Source organism: Pigmentiphaga sp. MLSB6-MA01, from assembly GCF_058793475.1.
The window spans coordinates 17,727-35,316 of sequence record NZ_JBXAFV010000017.1 but is presented as its reverse complement, the minus strand read 5'-3'; the positions used below and the strand labels follow the sequence as shown (position 1 = coordinate 35,316).

Annotated in this window: 18 protein-coding genes; 5 read left to right on the top strand and 13 right to left on the bottom strand. The window is 65.4% G+C overall.

Features of this window, described 5'->3' with window-relative positions; genetic code table 11:
* From AC1Q6E_RS23790 to AC1Q6E_RS23765, 6 genes are all read right to left on the bottom strand, one after another.
* Nucleotides 1-960, bottom strand: coding sequence for a LysR family transcriptional regulator (locus AC1Q6E_RS23790; protein ID WP_492573626.1), 960 nt, complete (start codon nt 958-960; stop codon nt 1-3).
* 18 nt (nt 961-978) lie between these two features.
* The gene (locus tag AC1Q6E_RS23785; RefSeq protein WP_152800316.1) at nt 979-2,433 is read right to left on the bottom strand and encodes an aldehyde dehydrogenase family protein; all 1,455 of its coding nucleotides are present in this window, start codon (nt 2,431-2,433) and stop codon (nt 979-981) included.
* Entirely contained in the window at nt 2,430-4,112 is a 1,683-nt protein-coding gene (locus tag AC1Q6E_RS23780) for a GMC family oxidoreductase (RefSeq protein WP_492573625.1), read from the bottom strand. The genes AC1Q6E_RS23785 and AC1Q6E_RS23780 overlap by 4 nt, the downstream gene beginning before the upstream one ends.
* A 27-nt stretch (nt 4,113-4,139) precedes the next feature.
* Nucleotides 4,140-5,123 carry a Bug family tripartite tricarboxylate transporter substrate binding protein gene (locus tag AC1Q6E_RS23775; RefSeq protein ID WP_152800314.1) on the bottom strand — a complete coding sequence of 328 codons (984 nt, stop codon included), beginning with the start codon at nt 5,121-5,123 and terminating at the stop codon, nt 4,140-4,142.
* 62 nt (nt 5,124-5,185) lie between these two features.
* Nucleotides 5,186-6,049, bottom strand: coding sequence for a fumarylacetoacetate hydrolase family protein (locus AC1Q6E_RS23770; protein ID WP_492573624.1), 864 nt, complete (start codon nt 6,047-6,049; stop codon nt 5,186-5,188).
* A 44-nt stretch (nt 6,050-6,093) separates the two neighbouring features.
* Entirely contained in the window at nt 6,094-6,933 is an 840-nt protein-coding gene (locus AC1Q6E_RS23765; protein WP_152800312.1) for a hypothetical protein, read from the bottom strand.
* A gap of 234 nt (nt 6,934-7,167) precedes the next feature.
* On the opposite strand from AC1Q6E_RS23765, the gene AC1Q6E_RS23760 reads away from it, so the two are divergent.
* Together AC1Q6E_RS23760 and AC1Q6E_RS23755 are read left to right on the top strand one after the other, a co-directional pair.
* Entirely contained in the window at nt 7,168-7,986 is an 819-nt protein-coding gene (locus AC1Q6E_RS23760; protein WP_152800311.1) for an aldolase/citrate lyase family protein, read from the top strand.
* 12 nt (nt 7,987-7,998) lie between these two features.
* Nucleotides 7,999-8,289 (top strand): DUF1330 domain-containing protein, encoded by a 291-nt coding sequence (locus tag AC1Q6E_RS23755; RefSeq protein ID WP_152800310.1) that lies wholly within the window; start codon nt 7,999-8,001, stop codon nt 8,287-8,289.
* A gap of 7 nt (nt 8,290-8,296) precedes the next feature.
* Here AC1Q6E_RS23755 and AC1Q6E_RS23750 read toward each other — a convergent pair whose 3' ends face one another.
* Both AC1Q6E_RS23750 and AC1Q6E_RS23745 read right to left on the bottom strand, forming a co-directional pair.
* Nucleotides 8,297-9,373, bottom strand: a complete 1,077-nt coding sequence (locus AC1Q6E_RS23750) for a permease (RefSeq protein WP_492573623.1) — start codon at nt 9,371-9,373, stop codon at nt 8,297-8,299.
* Nucleotides 9,374-9,451: 78 nt separating this feature from the next.
* Entirely contained in the window at nt 9,452-9,664 is a 213-nt protein-coding gene (locus AC1Q6E_RS23745) for a hypothetical protein (protein ID WP_152794390.1), read from the bottom strand.
* A 280-nt stretch (nt 9,665-9,944) separates the two neighbouring features.
* Between AC1Q6E_RS23745 and AC1Q6E_RS23740 the strand changes: the two genes are divergently transcribed.
* The 3 genes from AC1Q6E_RS23740 to AC1Q6E_RS23730 all read left to right on the top strand — a co-directional run bounded on the left by AC1Q6E_RS23740 (nt 9,945) and on the right by AC1Q6E_RS23730 (nt 13,716).
* Nucleotides 9,945-11,996: a bifunctional diguanylate cyclase/phosphodiesterase gene (locus AC1Q6E_RS23740; protein WP_152794388.1), complete on the top strand. Its 2,052-nt coding sequence runs from the start codon at nt 9,945-9,947 to the stop codon at nt 11,994-11,996.
* 16 nt (nt 11,997-12,012) lie between these two features.
* Entirely contained in the window at nt 12,013-12,348 is a 336-nt protein-coding gene (locus AC1Q6E_RS23735) for a DMT family transporter (RefSeq protein ID WP_296557168.1), read from the top strand.
* 96 nt (nt 12,349-12,444) lie between these two features.
* The gene (locus AC1Q6E_RS23730; RefSeq protein ID WP_296557170.1) at nt 12,445-13,716 is read left to right on the top strand and encodes an MFS transporter; all 1,272 of its coding nucleotides are present in this window, start codon (nt 12,445-12,447) and stop codon (nt 13,714-13,716) included.
* A 28-nt stretch (nt 13,717-13,744) separates the two neighbouring features.
* On the opposite strand, the gene AC1Q6E_RS23725 is transcribed toward AC1Q6E_RS23730, so the two are convergent.
* The 5 genes from AC1Q6E_RS23725 to AC1Q6E_RS23705 are packed head-to-tail and all read right to left on the bottom strand — an operon-like array spanning nt 13,745 to nt 17,516.
* Nucleotides 13,745-14,713, bottom strand: a complete 969-nt coding sequence (locus tag AC1Q6E_RS23725; RefSeq protein WP_152799164.1) for a tripartite tricarboxylate transporter substrate binding protein — start codon at nt 14,711-14,713, stop codon at nt 13,745-13,747.
* Nucleotides 14,714-14,745: 32 nt separating this feature from the next.
* Nucleotides 14,746-15,591, bottom strand: a complete 846-nt coding sequence (locus tag AC1Q6E_RS23720) for an alpha/beta fold hydrolase (protein WP_492573622.1) — start codon at nt 15,589-15,591, stop codon at nt 14,746-14,748.
* Between the two features lie 4 nt (nt 15,592-15,595).
* Nucleotides 15,596-16,624 carry an LLM class flavin-dependent oxidoreductase gene (locus tag AC1Q6E_RS23715; protein WP_296557175.1) on the bottom strand — a complete coding sequence of 343 codons (1,029 nt, stop codon included), beginning with the start codon at nt 16,622-16,624 and terminating at the stop codon, nt 15,596-15,598.
* Nucleotides 16,625-16,672: 48 nt separating this feature from the next.
* Entirely contained in the window at nt 16,673-17,020 is a 348-nt protein-coding gene (locus AC1Q6E_RS23710) for a VOC family protein (RefSeq protein ID WP_296557177.1), read from the bottom strand.
* 22 nt (nt 17,021-17,042) lie between these two features.
* On the bottom strand, nt 17,043-17,516 hold the full coding sequence (locus AC1Q6E_RS23705) for a flavin reductase family protein (RefSeq protein WP_296557178.1): 474 nt from the start codon (nt 17,514-17,516) through the stop codon (nt 17,043-17,045).
* Between the last annotated feature and the right edge of the window lie 74 nt (nt 17,517-17,590).

Sequence of the window (17,590 nt, the reverse complement as noted above, 5' to 3'; positions counted from 1 at the left end):
TCAGACGCAGGAAAGTTCGTTGCCCACTTCCTGCACGTGCGTGAGCAGGGAGCGGCTTTCTTCGGTGAGGGGTGCGCGCTCTCGAAAAATTACCGCGATGTCGCGCTTCAATGCGGGCACGGTGATTGGCAGTGCCTTGATCGTTCCTTCTTTCACCTTGTCCAGGGCGGAATGCGCGGGCAGCAGGGCGAGGTGATCGCTGGAGCCGATCAGGGTCTTCATGAAATCGATGGAGCCGCATTCCACGACGTGCCGGGGGTGATCGATGACCTCCGAGGCAAGGAGCTTTTCCAGCATCCCCCTGTGAGGACCCCCGACCATGGAGCAGACCCACGGATACTGGGCGAGATTGGCCCAGGAAAGCTCGGATTGGTGGAACAGTTCGTGGTCCGATCGGGCGAAGATGCACAATCGATCTCGAAAAAGCACGCGTTGCTTGAGCCCATCGAGGAAGAAGTCATAGAACTCGGTCTGGGCCAGGACGAAATCGAATTCGCAGCGCAGCAGCCCCAGCAACAGCTCCACCTGGACTTTATCGACGACTCGCAGCAGCACGTCCGGATGTTCGGCTTTCCACCGCGCGACGGCGTGGGGAACCACCGTGCTTGCAAGGCTGGGCAGCACGCCTATGACGATCATGCGAGACTGCGGCTTGCCGCCTTTCAACCGGGTCGAAGCCAGATCCATTTCGTCCCGGATGTGCCGGGCGTGGGAGTAGACGAGTTCGCCGAACATGGTGGGCTCGATCCCCGACGGGCTCCTGACCAGGAGCTTCATCCCCAGTTCATCCTCCAGCCGGTTCATGGACTTCGAAAGAGCGGGCTGTGAGATGGCAAGCTGCCTGGCGGCCTTGGCGAGGCTGCCCTGCTCGATGATGGTGGCGAGGTACAGCAGCTTGCGGGGGTCCATACTGTCTCTGGCGTTCAGGGCGAGCGTCGGGAAATACGCCGGTTTGTCCATCTTACGCTGCCCCTGCGCCTACAGGAAAATCTGCAAGGACTTCTCCTCTGTGTAGGAATACAGCTCTTCCAGTCCCCGTTCGCGCCCTGTGCCGCTATTCTTGTAGCCGCCGAACGGAACGGCCCGGACCTGGGTATTGACCCCGTTGATCCAGATATAGCCGGCCTCGATGCGCCGGGCCGTATTCAGGGCGTTCCTGATGTCGGATGTCCACACCGCGGCGGTCAGTCCGTATTCGACGGAGTTGGCCATCGCGACGGCATGGTCGATGTCCGACCAGCGGAGAATCGACAGGATGGGGCCGAAGATTTCCTCGCGCGCGATGCGCATGTCCTGTTCGACATTTGCGAAAACCGTTGGGCGATACCAGAATCCGCGATCGAAGGGCGAGCCGGTGGGACGCGTTCCCCCTGTCAGCAGGCGCGCACCCTCGGCCTTGCCGATTTCCACGTAGTCCTCGATTCTGGCCAGGTGGGCCCGGGAGTTGATCGCTCCCATCCGGGTCGCCCGGTCGAAGGGGTCGCCGATGCGGATCGCTTCGGTTCTGGCCACGACGTGGCGCACGACTTCATCGTAGATCGCGTCGTGGACGAACAGGCGGCTGGTCGAACTGCACGATTGCCCCTGCCAGATGAAGTTCATGCCGTCCACCGCGGCCTGGGCTACTTTTTCGACGGGGGCGTCGGGAAAGACGATGAACGGGTTTTTTCCACCTAGTTCGAGCGAGATGGACTTGACGGCGGTCTCCGCCGCCGATCGTTGAATAGCGAGGCCGGTGCGGACCGATCCGACGAACGACAACCGCTTGACCCGCGGGTGCCGGACCAAGGCGTTGCCGACCATGCCGTCGCCCGTCACGATGTTCAGCACGCCGGGGGGAAGTACCTCGTTGGCGATTTCGCCAAGCAAGGTTGCCGACAGCGGGCATTGTTCGGAAGGTTTCAGGACGACGGCGTTGCCGGCCATCAAGGGCGAGGCCATGCCATGGGCCGCCATGGCCAATGGATGGTTGAACGCGACGATCCTGCCCACGACGCCGTAGGGTTCGCGTACGGTGATGTTGAGCTTGTCCGATTTTTCCGGAATCGTGTTGCCCTGGAGCTCGTGCCCCAGGCCAGCAAAGTAGCGTAGCCTGTCGATGCAGCCGGAGATGTCGCCTTCCATCCCCGTAATGGAGTTGCCCGTATCGGCCACCTCTATTTCGAGCAGCTCGCCCGCCCGGGCCGTCATGGCGTCGGCAAGTTTCCGCAGATAGCCGGATCGTTCCGCCACGGATAGCGCCGCCCAGGCGGGTTGTGCGGCCGCGGCGGCATCGACGGCATCGTGGACGTCGCGTTCACTTCCCCGGGGCACGCGGCCCGCGCAGCCTTCGGTGGCCGGGTTGATCGATTCGAGCCAGCCGTCGTTGCCTTCGACCAACCGGCCACCGATCAACATGCGGCCCATAAGCGAGTTGTCCTGGGTAGTACTCATGCTTTTTCCTGAATCCTCGTTGCGGTGAATGACATCTCTACGCGCGATGAACGCGCGGGCTCCGGTGCGATGGGAGATCGCCCCCGGATGACGTCCGAAGCCCATTCGGCAATGGCCAGCACCGCCGCGTTGATGTTGCAGCTCAGCACTTCCGGCATGACGGAGGCATCGACCACACGCAGGCGTTCGACGCCGCGCACGCGCAGTTGCTGGTCCACGACGGATGACTCGTCCAGGCCTGCTCGGCATGTGCCGCATCCATGCTGGACCGTGGTGGCGGTCATGCGGATGTGTGCGTCGATCTCGTCGTCGGATTCGCATCGGGTGCCGGGGGAGAGCTCTTTTCCCCGATAGGGATCCAGGGCGTCCTGGCGGACGACGTCCCGGACGATGCGAAACCCTTCACGAAGGACGCGTATGTCGTCCGGATCGGAAAGGTAGCGGGGGTCGATGCGGGGAGCTTCCCGCGGGTCGGGAGATGCCAGTTGCACGTACCCCCGGCTCTTTGGGTGGGAGCCGACGGGACGCAGATAGAACACATCTTCCCAGTCGTTGAACCCAGGCAGCCAGGGCCGGGCTTCGAGCGCCCCGGCGCCGAAGATGATCTGGATGTCCGGGGCGTCGAGCCCGGCGCGCGAGCGCAGGATCGAATTGATCCCGCTCGGCAGGATGGTCGCGGGCCCTGTGCCGCAGGCGATGGCTCGTACCAGGGTGAACAGTAGCCGGTCCACGCGCAGCATCCGGTGCAGGGGGCTTTCTTCCCCTGTCCGGCGATGGATGAGGGGGATGGAAAGGTGGTCCTGCAGATTGGTGCCTACGCCGGGGAGATGTTGTACCGGGTCGATGCCGACTCCGCGCAAGGCGTCCGCATCGCCGACGCCGGAGAGCATGAGTAGCTGGGGCGAGTTGAAGACGCCGCTCGTGACGATGATTTCACGGCGAGCCCGGACCTCCCGGGAAGCGTCGCGCCACAGATATCGCACGCCGACCGCCCTCTTGCCCTCGAACACGATGCGAGTCGCCTGGCTGCGGGTTCTTACCACCAGGTTGGGCCGATTGCGGATCGGGCGCAGATAGGAGCGCGAGGCGCTGGCCCGCCTGCCTCGGTGGATGGCCGACTGGGCCAATCCAAAGCCGTTCGGCTCGGGGCCGTTGATGTCGTCGAAGGTCGGATAGCCCGCAGCGGTAGCGGCATCCAGTACGGCCCAGCCCAGCGGATCGCTACGGCACGTGTAGGAGACGCCTACCGGCCCGTCGTGCCCACGGTGCCCGGCCTGTTCCCCCTGCCAGGCCTCGAGCCGCTTGAAGTAGGGCAGGAGCTTTTCATAGGACCATGCAGGCATGCCCAGTCGGGTCCAGCGCTCGAAGTCGCTGCGGTTGCCCCGGTTGTGTGCCATGAAGTTGATCGAGGATGAACCGCCCAGTACCTTCCCCCGCTTCAGCTCGATCCGGCGTCCTTGCAGGTGGGGCTGGGGCTCGCTTGCATATCCCCAGTCGAACAGCCCCGCCTGGCGGATCCGGCCCACGCCCAGCGGCATGCTGATGTAGGGATGCCAGTCCTTCCCTCCGGCTTCGAGCAGCAGCACGCGGGCGTCTTCCTCTTCGCTCAGGCGCGAGGCGAGGACGCAGCCCGCGGAGCCTCCTCCCACGATGACGTAGTCGAACTCTTCGGTACTCATGATTCCCTGTGGATGTGGCATGTCCGCTTATTGACTGGCCTGGATGTTGTTGTCCTTGATGACCTTGCCCCAGCGCTCCGCCTCGCTTTTCATGAATGCCGTCACCGCCGCGGGATCCTTGAGATCCGCGGCGAATCCGAGTTCCGAGAACCGCTGCTGGACCGACTTGTCCATGACGGCCTTGGCGAAGGCGTCATGCAGCCTGGCGACGGTCTCGGGGGGCGTATTCGCCGGGGCCAGGAAGGCGTACCACAGGCGGGGATTGAAGTTTCCGAACCCCAGTTCGCTCATCGTTGGCACGTCAGGCAACGAGGTCAGCCGTTTGTCCGAGGTGATGGCGAGCAGCCGCACCTTGCCCGTGGCCGCAAGGGAAATCGCTTCGGCCGAGGAAGGGAAAAAGAGCTGGACCTGGTTGCCTAGCAAGGCCTGGGTGGCATCGGCGTTCCCTCGATAGGGAACGTGCAACCCCGTGCCGCTCCAGTCATTGATCAGGCGGGCCGCCGACAGATGGGCCAACGTGCCCACGCCGCCGGAGGCGTAGACGAGTCCTTGCGAGGATTTCGCCGCTTTTTCCAGGTCGGCGAAGGACTGGATCTTCGATCCCGCCGAGACCGTCGCGACCATCGGAAAGGAGCCGATGCCGAGAATCGGCACGAAGTCCCGTTGCAGGTCGTAGGGCAGTTTCGGCAGCAGGGTCGATGCGACGACGCCGGATGCGGTCAAGCTGAGGATGGTGCAGCCGTCGGCCGGGGCCTTGGCCACCATATCCGTGCCTATGGTGGTCGTCGCTCCCGCCCGGTTCTCGATCACCACGGGTTTGCCGAGGTAGGCGCTGGCTTTCTCTCCCAGCGCGCGGCCGATGATATCTCCCACCCCGCCCGCGGGATTGGGGATGATCATCTTGATGTAAGGCGCGGCGCAGCCTTCCGCGGCATGGGCACTCGTGCCGGCCGCGCAGCCGGCGGTGATGAGCAATGCCAGGCGGGCAGCGATCTTCCCGGGGGTGTGCATGGTTGTCTCCGATCGTATTGAAATGTTGGGGGGGGGGCGTGCCGGAATCCGTATTCGTGGACTTATCGGAACGTGTTCTTCAGTGTGCCGATGCCGCTGATGGATATTTCCACTTCGTCGCCCGGATTGAGGAACCGGGGAGGGGCGAAGCCGATGCCGACGCCCGCGGGCGTGCCTGTGGCGATGACATCTCCGGGCAGCAGTTCCAGGCCCGAGGAAATCGACGCGATCAGCGTGGGGATGTCGAAAATGAGTTCTCCGGTATTGGCCCGTTGGCGCAGTTCTCCGTTCACATGGCAGGTCACGTCCAGGTTTTCGGGATCGAGCGAATCCGCCGTCGCCACCCAGGGGCCCATGGGACAGAAGGTATCCAGCGACTTGCCCAGGAACCATTGCTTATGGTTACGCTGCCGGTCGCGTGCCGTCACATCGTTGACGATGGTGTAGCCCCAGACATGCTGGTAGGCGCGCTCCCGCGGAATGTTGCTTCCGGGCTTGCCGATCACCACCGCGAGTTCCGCCTCGTAGTCGACGGCGGACGTGACGCAGGCATGCAGCGAGACGGGATCCCCATGGCCGACGATGGTGCTGGGAGGCTTGGAGAACACGGCGGGGTATTCATCGATCTCCGCGCCTTTGACCGCGCCGGCCTCATACCCGCTGCCGGAGAACTCCTTCGCGTGTTCGCGGTAGTTCTTGCCCACGCAGAAGATGTTGCGGGTCGGTACCAGCGGTGCCAGCAGCCTTGCCTGGCGGAGCGGAACCGCGGGTGCTTGTTCCAGGCTGGCCGCATCCACGTCTTTCCCTCGCAGGATGACGTCCAGCACGGTTCGGAAGGACGGGTGCAGGGAACGCAGGCAGTGGGCCTCTTCGTCAACCAGGCCGACTCTCCGATCGTCTCCCTGGGCAAAGCTTGCGAATTTCATTTTCTTTTCCTGTCGAAAGTGCTCGGTCGCCGGATCCGCCGGGATCAGAATTTCGGCAGCTTGATGCGGAAGACCTCGGTTTCCTCACGCGCGGCGAAGCGCACGCAACCGTCCTCGGGGGTTAGTTCAAAAGCGGAGTGGGGGCCATATTCCTGGCCGCCGACCTCGACGCGGCCCTGGCTGATGAAAAGCAGTTCGATCGAATCACGGCTTCTGTCGTGATAAGTCGCGTCTGCTTCCAGGCGGATGAAGCCGACGCCGGTATTCCGTTCCGTAAACGAGCCCAGGTCTTTCCTGAAAACCCCGGTGTCTTCGGTCGATATCCATTCGTAGTTGGATGGATTCATCATGATCAAATCATCGTAGCGGGGCCGGGAATAAGTCGGTTTTCGGCCCATGGCCTTTTCGAAACAGGCCTCGGACCCGTCCTGGTTGTGGCGTTTTCCGCTCTCGTCGTAATAGGTGAAAATGCCGTTCTTGAATTCCCCGATTTTGGCTAGCTCGATATTCGCGGCTTCGCGCTCTTCCACGCTCAGAAAACCATGCCCGCTTGCGCCGCCAAACTGGCAGACGACCATTTCCAGTCCTTCCGGCCGATCCTGCGGGCCGTAATGAACGCTTTCGGGAAAATAACCGACCCAGCCTTCCGGCATGCTCCTGCCTTTGGCATAAGGGTAATTTCCCCTCAGGACATAACGGATCTGATCGAAATTGTGCCGGTGGCGCGGCGCCGTCCATCCTCCTGCTCCGGTGCGCCCGACATTCAAGAGATAATTGTTCGGCGAGCCATTCTTTCCCGTGAGAAGAAATTTCTGCGCCAGAACGCCTTCCCTCATGGTTCCGACGATTCCCGATTCCGCCGTGGCTTTTTCCGAGATTTTCATAAGTCCTCCTGCATGGTTTCTGGAGTGGTCTTCGATAATGTGCGGAAAGTCTAGAGAGGCGATCGGCCGATAACAAGCGCGCACGCCACACGGATATAACTCGGGGTTATTGGGTGCGATTCGATGTGCTTCAATATCCTTGACGCTGCGGGGGCTCCAAACGACCATTGCATCGTGCGGCCGTGGCTCGTTTATTTGGCCGGCCGCGGATGCTGGATAAATCGTGGAATGCATATGGAAGAATCTCCTCGTGACCTGGTGCGCAACGGCGTCAAGGAAAAGTTGGCAAGGAACGAGCTCGTCCTGTCCATGACGGTGCGGCTCGTCAGATCGATCGAAATCGTCAGCATCGCGCAGAGCGCCGGCTTCGACTCCTTCTACGTGGACCTGGAGCACAGCAGCTTTTCGCTGGATGCCACGGCGCAATTGTGTGTCGCGGGCCTGAGCCTGGGAGTGACGCCATTCGTCCGGGTGCCGTCGCTCGCCCCCGATTGCATCGCCAGGGTCCTGGATGGCGGGGCGCTGGGCGTCATTGCGCCGCATGTCCAGGGCGCGGACGAAGCGGCCCGGGTGGTGCGCGCCGCGAAATATCCCCCCTACGGCGCCCGTTCATTCACGGCGGCGCTGCCCCATCTGAAATTCCGGAGTTTTCCCAGTGCCGAAGCCGGGGCGGCGATCGATGCCGCCACCATGGTGGTCATCATGATCGAATCGGCCGCGGCGCTGGATGCCGTGGAGGCCATCGCCGCCGTCGACGGGGTGGACATGCTGTTCATCGGCACCAATGATCTGTGTGCGGAACTGGGCATTCCCGGGCAACTGGATCATCCGATGATTCGCCAGGCCTATGCCGCATGCATGCGTGCCTGCGAGTCGCACGGAAAGCATCTGGGCATAGGCGGACTGAACGCGAATCCCGCGCTCGCGGCTGAATTCGTCGAACTCGGCGCCCGCTACGTGTCGACCGGTACGGACCTGTCGTTCCTGTCCACCGGGGCGGCATCGAAGGCCCGGCAGATGCGCGAACGTTTTTCTCCACGTTCCTTCAATTGAGGAAGCATGAACATGGCAAAAGCCTATTGGGTTGCGACGTATCGCTCGATCAACGATCCCGCCGCATTGGCGGAGTATGGCAAGCTTGCCGGCCCCGCGCTTCAGGCGGCCGGCGGGCGTTTCGTTGCCCGTGGCCTGCCTGCCGTCGCCTACGAGGCCGGGGTCAACGAGCGTGTCGTCCTGATCGAGTTCGACAGTGCGCAGCAGGCGATCGCCGCCCATGACGGCCCGGCGTACCAGGAAGCCCTCAAAGCCCTGGGTAGCGGAGCGGAGCGCGACGTTCGCATCGTCGAAGGTTTGTAGGCGCGGCCTAGAACCCCAGCGCCACCGCCAGCCCCCCGCCCACCACCCCGATCCCCACCACGCCCGCCACCAGCACGGCCAGTTCCACCGGCCTGAACGACTTCGCCACCATCGCGAGCGAGGGCAGGCTGATGGGCGGCAAGGTCATGATCAACGCGGCGGCGGGGCCGGCGGCCATGCCCAGCGACAGCATCGCCTGCACGATGGGGACTTCGCCGGCGGTGGGAATGACGAACAGCGTGCCGGCCACGGCCAGGCCGACGATCCACAGCACGCTGTTGTCCACGCCGGCGCCGATTTCCGGGAACAGCCAGGCGCGCGCGGCGCCCAGCAGCAGGACCAGCACGATGTATTCGGGCAGCAGGCGCAGCGTCATGCGGGCCAGGATGCGCATCCAGCGGCGGAAGACATGAGCGTCCTCCGGGACGTCGCCGTCCGCAGCCTGCATGGCCTGCATCTGCGCGCGGTCAAAGGTGCCGGCGCGGCCCCGGCTCATGCGGTTGAGCAGCCAGCCCAGGCCGAACACCATCACCAGGCCCAGCCCCAGTCGCAGGCCCATCCAGTGCCAGCCCAGCACGAAGCCCATGAAGATCAGCGTGGCGGGGTTGAGCACGGTATTGCCCAGCCAGAATGCGGCCGCGCTGCCGGGCGCGGCCTGGCACTTGCGCAGTCCGGCCACGACCGGCGCGGCGCAGCAGGTGCACATCATGCCGGGCAGGGAAAGCAGGCCGCCGGCCACGACGCTGCCCAGGCCGGTCCCGCCCAGCATGCGCAGTATCCACGCGCGCGGCAGCAGGGCCTGTACGCCCGATCCCAGCAGCAGGCCCAGCACCATGGCCTTCCAGATGGCCAGGCCGTAGGCCACCGCATAGTCGAGCGCCGCCTGCATCGACGGCGCGGGCGGGGCGGACTGCGTGCCCATCAGGATGGACTGGCCGATGGAATGCGTGTCGGCCGCCACGAAGGCGCGGTCGTAATAGGGCGACCACTTCACGTAGAAGAGGCCGGCGATCGCGATCAGTGCGAAGACCGCGATGGCCCAGGCGGGGTGGGGAGCGGGGCGTGTGGAGGCGTGGGTGCTCATTGGGGGGGAACTGCGCAAGGTGCCGTCGTTGGCGAAGGGGCACCATTTTAGTGGCAGGGCGGGGCCCGGGCCATTGCTTCAGTTCGACGGCACCACGATTCCCAATTGATTCGGCGATCGCTGGAGGATGGCTTCGGATCCCAGCGGCGCGCGATGGGAGGCCGCCGGTTGACGTTTGTCGTTGATGCAGTCCGCCGCGCAGGCGCGCGCCGGGGAGGCGTCGTGGGACGGCGTCGCGCAGGCGGACAGGGCCAGGGTCAGTGCTGCGGCGGCGCAAGGCAGATGGTGCATGTCGAAGTCGCTCCAGGGCAGGGAGGGCGCGGTGCGCCCTTGTCATGAAGACGAATCCAGAAGGTCGGATCTGCCATTTTTTACAAACTGTTATATGAAGTGCAACTATTGACATGTGACGCGAACCGATGCAGTACGGCAGACAAAATCACATACAATCGCCGATCATGCGAGCCCGGGAAGCCCCGCCAATCCTTGCGCCGCAACGTCGTTCCAGCCCGTGATCGCATGGGCTTTTTTATTGGGCGCGGTCATCGCCGCGCAGGAAACGCGACCCGCCATGATGACTGTCTTGGGATGTATCGTTCACAGCCACAATCCCTGGCTGGTGCTCGTCGCTGTCCTGATCTGCTGCGCGGGCTCCTGGGTGACCGTCCGGCTGTTCCAGCGCGCGGCGGGCACGTCGGGCGTGCAGCGCCTTGGATGGCATGTCCTGACGGCGGTGGCGGCCGGCGCTGCCATCTGGTGCACGCATTTCATTGCCATGATCGGTTTCGAGCCCGGGGTGCCGATCGCCTTCGATCCCGTGCTGACCGTGCTGTCCCTGCTGGTGGCCGTCGTCGGTGCCGCGCCGGGTTTCGCTCTCGCCTGCAGCCGGCGCCTGAAGTTCGCGCCCGCCCTGGGCGGCGCGGTGGTAGGCGTCGCGATCGTGATCATGCACTACACCGGCATGATGGCGTACCGGGTGCAGGGCCTCGTGTCGTGGGACATGGGCTACCTGGTGGCGTCCATCGTGATCTCCGTTGTATTCGCGGCGCTGGCGTTGCACGCCGCGGCGCGTCTCGATCGTCCCGGCATGCGGTATGCCGCCGGCGGATTGCTGGGGCTGGCCATTGCCGGCCTGCACTTCACCGGCATGACGGCTTTCCAGGTTTCGCCCATGCTGGTCGACGGCACGTTCTCGCAGCCGCAGGCGATGCAGGCGCTGGGCCTGGCGGTGGCCGGCGTGGCGCTGGTGATCGTGGGCGCCGGCCTGGCCAGCTATCTGATCGATGACAGCGTGCGCTCGGAATCGCTGGAGCGATTGCGCCACATGGCGCTGACAGACAGCTTGACGGAGCTGCCCAACCGGACGAGCTTCAACGAGCATCTGGACAAGGAAATCTATCTGGCCGACCAGACGGGCGGCCGGGTTGCGCTGGTCGGCATCGATCTGAATCGCTTCAAGGAAATCAACGACGTGCACGGCCATGCGGCGGGAGACCGGGTGTTGGTCGTGCTGGCCCAGCGAATGAGGAGCCTGTTGCGGGAAGGCGAGTTCGTCGCGCGGCTGGGGGGCGACGAGTTCGTCGCCATTCACCGCATGCGCGAGGGCACGCTGCTGGATTTCCTGTCTCGGCTGGAAACCTCGCTGTTCGCCCCGATCCAGGTCGAGGACTGGGAGGCCGTGCCGGGCGCCAGCCTGGGGGTGGCGATTTACCCCGACGACGCCAGCGACAAGGGGATGCTGATCGGCAATACCGACCTGGCGATGTACCGCGCGAAGTCGGACATGCTGAAGAACGTCTGTTTCTACGAACCGTCGATGGACCAGGCGATCCGGGCCCGGCGCACCCTGGCCAGCGAACTGCGCGAGGCGCTCGAAGGCGGCCAGCTCGACATCCACTATCAGGTCCAGACCGCCGTCGAGACCCGCGAGATCCGGGGCTATGAGGCATTGCTGCGATGGCTGCATCCGCGTCGCGGCTACGTCCCGCCCGCCGAGTTCATCCCGCTGGCCGAGGAAAACGGCCTGATCCTGCAATTGGGCGAATGGGTGCTCAGGAACGCGTGTGCCCGGGCGGTTTCGTGGGATCCGCCCTACAAGGTGGCCGTCAATCTGTCCCGTGTGCAGTTCGCCCACGCCGATCTGCCGGCGTTGATCCAGGACGTGCTGGCCGATACCGGGCTGCCGCCGGAACGGTTGGAACTCGAATTGACGGAGTCCACGCTGTTCGCCGACCGGGGCCGCTCGCTGCGCATGCTGCGCGAGATCAAGGCGTTGGGCGTCAGCATCGCGCTGGATGATTTCGGCACCGGTTATTCTTCGCTCGAAACGCTGCGCACTTTCCCGTTCGACAAGATCAAGCTGGACTGCTCGTTCGTGAGCGAGGTCGAGTCCAGCCCGCAGGCCCGCGCCATCGTGCGCGCGGTCCTGGCGCTGGGCAAGAGCCTGGACATTCCCGTGCTGGCCGAGGGCATCGAGACGCAGGGCCAGTTGTTGCTGCTGCGCAAGGAGGGCTGCGACGAAGCGCAGGGCTTTCTGCTCGGCCGTCCGGTGCCGCTGAGCCAGATCGTCGACAGCGGCCAGCTATCCCTGGCCACCGAGGCCGATAAGCTGGTGCATCCTTAGGAAAGAACGGTTCCCCATGCTTGCCACCTATGCCTACCTGGGTATCGCGATCGTCGCCGAGGTCTGCGCGACCTCGGCGCTCAAGGCCTCGGAGAACTTCACCCGCCTCGGTCCCAGCATCGTGACCGTGCTGGGCTACGTCATCGCTTTTTATTTCCTGTCGCTGACCCTGCGCACCATGCCTACGGGCATCGCCTACGCGATCTGGTCGGGCGTGGGCATCGTGCTGATCTCGGCGGTCAGCTGGGTGTGGTTCAAGCAGGCGCTGGACCTGCCCGCGCTGATCGGCCTGGGTCTCATCATCGCCGGGGTGATCGTGGTGAACGTGTTTTCCAAGTCCGTGGGACATTGACCGGACAGCGGACGGCAATGCCCGGCGGTTGAGGGTATCCTTGCGGCAGGCCAGGCAGCGCGCCGTGGCGGCTCGAATCAAGGCAAGGGGACACAATTGGCTGGGCAACGCATCGGCAACTGGTATTTCGGCTGGACCATCGTGGCGGCGGCCACGGGGCTGACGCTGCTGACCGTCGGCATGCGCATGGGCATCGGCCCGTTCTTCCTTCCCATCATCGAGGACCTGGGCTTCAGCCGCAGCATGCTGGCCGGCATGGTCGCGATCGGCATGCTCTGCTATGGCCTGGCCATGCCGCTGGCCGGTTATCTCGTCGCCGCGCGCGGCACGCGCTTCGTGCTGCTGACGGGCATGGTGGTGGTGGTGGTTTCATCCATCGCCACGGTGCTGGCGCGCCATCCGCTGGCGTTCTTCCTGGCATTCGGGGTGGGGCAGTCGGTGGGGCTGGGGCTGACCAGCCCGGTGGCGCTCACGCCCATCCTGACCCGCTGGTTCACGCGGCAGCGCGGCATGGCGCTGTTCTTTCTTTCCACCGGGTCGATGGCGGGCATCGCGCTGATGACGCCGGTGTTCACGTCGTTCATCGCCTGGCTGGGCTGGCGCACGACCATGCTGGTCTTCGCGGCGGCCTTCGCCCTGTTCACGGTGCCCGCCGCGCTGCTGATCTTCCGTGACAATGCCCCGCCCGAGTCCGACCTGCGGCCCGAGGACCTGGCGGCACGCGCCGCCGCCAAGGCCGCGCAGCCCGGACCGGCCGCGGCCAGCCTGCGCGTGGGCGACGCGCTGCGCTCCGCGCCTTTCTGGCAGATCGCGCTGGGGCTTTTCGCCTGTGGCTTCAGCATGAACCTGCTGGGGTCGCACGGTGTGCCCATGCTGATGGACCACGGTTTCGACGCGATGACCAGCGCGCTCGGCATCGGCCTGATCGGCGCGGTGGCCGTGTTCAGCACGTTGGTGCTGGGGCGCCTGGCCGACGTGCTGCCCCGGCGCGACATCCTGGCCACCATCTATCTCGTGCGCGGCCTGGGGTTCTTCGCGCTGGTCGTGGTCGGCACGCATTGGGAGCTGTACACCGCGGCCACGCTGGGCGGCATCGTCTGGTCGGGCAGCATTGCCCTGTCGTCGGCCTTGCTGGCCGATGTCTACGGCGTGAAGCTGGTGGGCATCCTGTACGGCTGGGCCTATCTGGGGCACCAGTTCGGCGGCATGATCAGCTCGTGGCTGGGCGGCTGGGGCTACGAGACCTTCGGCACGCACTGGGTGTCGTTCGGCGCGGCCGGCACGCTGCTGGTGGCGGCCGCGCTGCTGTCCATGCGCCTGCCCCGGCGCGCGACGCTGATGGTGCCGCGCGCCGCGCCGGCGGGCTGAGGAAGCAGGCCGCCGGCGGCTTCGGGCTTCAGTTCACCGAGACGTTGAACTCCTTGATCAGTTTTGCCCATTCGCCGGCCTCGCGCTGCATCGATTGCCCGAAGGCATCCGCGCTGACGAAGGCCGGTTCCAGCCCCTGGTTGCGCAGCCATGCCGTTACCTCGGGATCGCGCAGGACCGTCTGGATGTCGGCGTGCAGCTTGTCGATCACCGGCCGCGGCGTGCCGGCCGGCGCCAGGATGCCGAACCAGCCGCCTTCGCGCAGGCGGGGGAAGCCCAGCTCGGTGAAGGTCGGGACCTCGGGCAGGACCTTCGAACGCTTGGGCGCCAGCAGCGCCAGCGCGCGTACCTTGCCTTCGCGGATATGCGGCAGGGCGGTGCCGACCGAATTGAAGCTCGACTCCACGTGTCCGCCCAGCAGGTCGCCCAGCGACAGCGCTTCGCCCTTGTAGGGAACCGGCAGCACTTCCATGCCGGCTCCCTGGCCGAGGATCAGGCTGTAGAAATGAAAACTCGAGCCGTTGCCGAAGTTGCCCACGCCCAGCGGCTTTCCGCGCGTCTTCACGCCTTCGACCAGTTGCGCGAGCGTCTTGTAGGGAGAGTCGGCGCGCACCACGAAGACGGTTTCCGTGTCGACCAGTTGCGCGACGGGGGTGAAGTCCTTGATGGGGTCGTAGGGCGTTTCGGGATAGAGCAGCTTGACCATCCCGTGCGAGACGAAGGTCGACAGCAGGGTATAGCCGTCCGGGGTGGCGCGGGCGACCATTTCCGCGCCTATCCGCGTCGTGCCGCCGGGGCGGTTCTCGACCACCACGGGTTGTTTCCATTTCTTGTTCAGGTGATCCGCAAGCAGCCGGGTGATCCGGTCAGGGCTGCTGCCCGGCGGTCCGGGCAAGACGATGCGGACCGCCTTGTCCGGCCAGGACTGGGCCTGGGCGGGAGCGGCGACGACGGCCAGGGCGCATGCCCAGGTCAGGTGGAACCAGCGATGCTTCATGGGGTGTCTCCTCTGTGGTGTTCGTCGTGCAATCAATAGTGGCGCAGGAAGTCATGGACGCTGCGGTTGAATCGGTCCGGGGCTTCGAGTTTGAGCAGGTGGCCGCAATCCGCGAATGTTTCGAGCGCCGCGCCGTCCAGGGCGCCACGCAGGCGCTCGGCATGTTCGCCGGGCGGTGCGACGCGGTCTTCCCCGCCCGCCAGGATCAACGTGGGGACATGGACGGCGCTCGCCAGGGCAAGCGCGTCGCAGTCGAACAGCATATGCGTGGCCTGTGCCAGTCCCGCCGGATGCACCGCCGCCTGCAGTTCGCCAAAGCGCCGGACCACCAGCGTGTCCGGAGCGGGGCCCAGGAAGCGGGGGGCGCGTTCCTCCGGGGCCTGGGCCCGGGCTCCGGGCGAAAGCCTTTCGGCCATGCGCCGGGCGCGCTCGTCCGGGGGGAGGTGGGCGTAGCCCCGGGTGGGTACCGACAGGACGATTGCCCGCGTCCGCTCCGGATATCGCCCGGCGAAGGCCTGGGCGATCAAGGTGCCCCAGGAGCTGGCGACCAGATGCACGCGGTCCAGGGACAAGGCGTCCAGCAGTTCGGCAAGCGCCGCGGCGTAGGCGTGTACGTCCGGCGCCGGGGACGCGAGCGGGGTGCTGGCGCCGAAGCCGGGGGCATTCCACGCGAGTAGCCGCCACTGCGCGGACAGGCCCGCCAGTTGCGCGCGATAGCCGGCCGAGCTCGACCCGATACCGTGCAGCAGCAGGACGGCGTCGGCGCCGTGGCCCGTGTCGCGGTATTCCAGGGTGCTTCCGGAAGACAGAAGCGCGTGCCGGAGCGGGGGCAGGTCCGACTCGAGCAAGCGCCGGTCCACGGCTGACAGGGCGGGCATCGGATCAGGCCTCCGTGGCGAGAGAGGTGGCCAGCGCGGGCAGGACGGATTCGGCCATCAGTGCCGTCGAACGCAAGGATTCGGCAAGGGTGAGGTCGCCGAAGGCGAGACGGCAGACGAAATAGTTGATGCCGGCCTGGTCCGCCGCCTCGGCGATCCAGTCCCGGACCGTGGCGGGCGAGCCCGCGATGCCCAGGCCGGCGCGTTGCGCGTCGTCGAAGTTGTCGGGGAAGGACAGTGTCCGGGGCAGGGTCCCGTGTTTGACCCACAGATGCATCAGGTGGGTGTACCAGCGCCGGTAAGCGCGCCGGGCGGCGTCCATCGCCTGAGCGTCGGTGTCGGCCACGACCACGTGCCGGCTCATGCCCAGGCTGGGCACGGCATCGGCGGCATGGCCCAGTTCCTGCCAGTGGAGGCGATATTGGTCGGTGATGGCGCGGACCTGCGCCGCGGGGCCGTTGCAGACGATGTTGATGGCGTTGGCCGCGGTCCACTGCGTGGCGGCCGGCGTGCCGGCGCCATACCAGATGGGGGGCGTGGGCCGTTGCAGGCACTGCATTTCCACCGGGACGTCGCGCAGGTCGAAGTGCCGGCCCTGGAAATTCACGACAGGCTGGGTCAGTCCCTGCATGATGATCTGGTAGGACTCGTGGTAGATGCCCTGCGATTGCTCGGGGTCGACGCCGTAGTAGCCCAGTTCGTAGGGCGAGATGCCGCGTCCGAAGCCGACTTCGAGCCGGCCGCGGCTCAACTGGTCCAGCATGCAGATTTCTTCCATGACCCGCAGGGGGTGGTGCATGCCCAGGGTGTAGACCAGCGGGCCGAAGCGCAGCCTGCGGGTGCGCTGGGCGACGGCGGACAAATAGACGCTGGGCGATGGCGCGATGCCCAGGGGCGTCGAGTGGTGCTCGGCGACGTGGTAAGCGTGGAAGCCGCCCCGGTCGTAGGCTTCGGTCAGGATCAGTCGTTCTTCGTACTGCTGGGCGAGGGGGACGGTACCGCGGTCCATATGATCGAAAACGGCGAACTTCATGGGATTTCCCTTGCAGGCGTTGAAAGCGGGGCCGGCTGGAACCGGCGACTAGCGGGCGAACAGTTGGAACACGGTGCCCGCGGGATCCGCGGCGGTGACGATGCGGCCATGGTTGCCCATGTCGCGTTGATCGAGGACCCGGCCGCCATGGGCCAGGACCTGGGCGCGGACGCCGTCCAGGTCGTCGCAGGCGAATACGAGCACCGCGCCGCGGGTATCGCGCGGGGCTTCCTGCGGCGCGGCCAGGGCGAAGCGGGATGTGCCCGCCTGGAACTCTGCCCAGCGGGAGCCGTCGGCGAATCGGGGAACCAGCCCCAATGCATCGCGGTAGAAGGCGCTCAGGGCGGCCATGTCGCGCGCGACGTGGTAGCCCATGCGTATCGAAGAAACGGTCATCGGTCTTGTCTCCAGATGGATGTCAGGCGGCGCTGAATAGACCGCTCTTGTAGAGCAGGGACAGATCGTCCCTGTCGGTCATGCCGACGATTTCGCCGATATAGAGCGTGTGCGTGCCGCCGTCGACGGCCTGGACCACCCTGCATTCGAACGTGGCCAGCGCATTGCGCAGCAGCGGCGCGCCGGTCTCGCCCTCGACCCAGTCGCCGGTCTCGAAGCGCGCGCCCGGGGCGCCCGACGGCGAGGAGAAGGCGTGCGCGACGTCGGCCTGGCCATGGCTGAGGTAATTGACGCCGAAGTACCCCGCCAGTCCGATGGCGTCATGCGCCCGGACCCGTTTGTTCACGCATACCAGCAATTGTGGAGGCTCGGCGCTGACGCTGCAGACGGCGGTGGCGGTCAGGCCCCGGCGTTCGCCCCGGTGGGCGGCGCTGATGACCGTGACTGGCGCGGGAACACGCCGCATGGCCGTCTTGAAGGCAACTGAGTCGGACATACCCATCAGGGTGTCTCCTATATTCAATATTATTGAATAATTTGATATTGTTAAATTTATCGTAAATGGCGCGG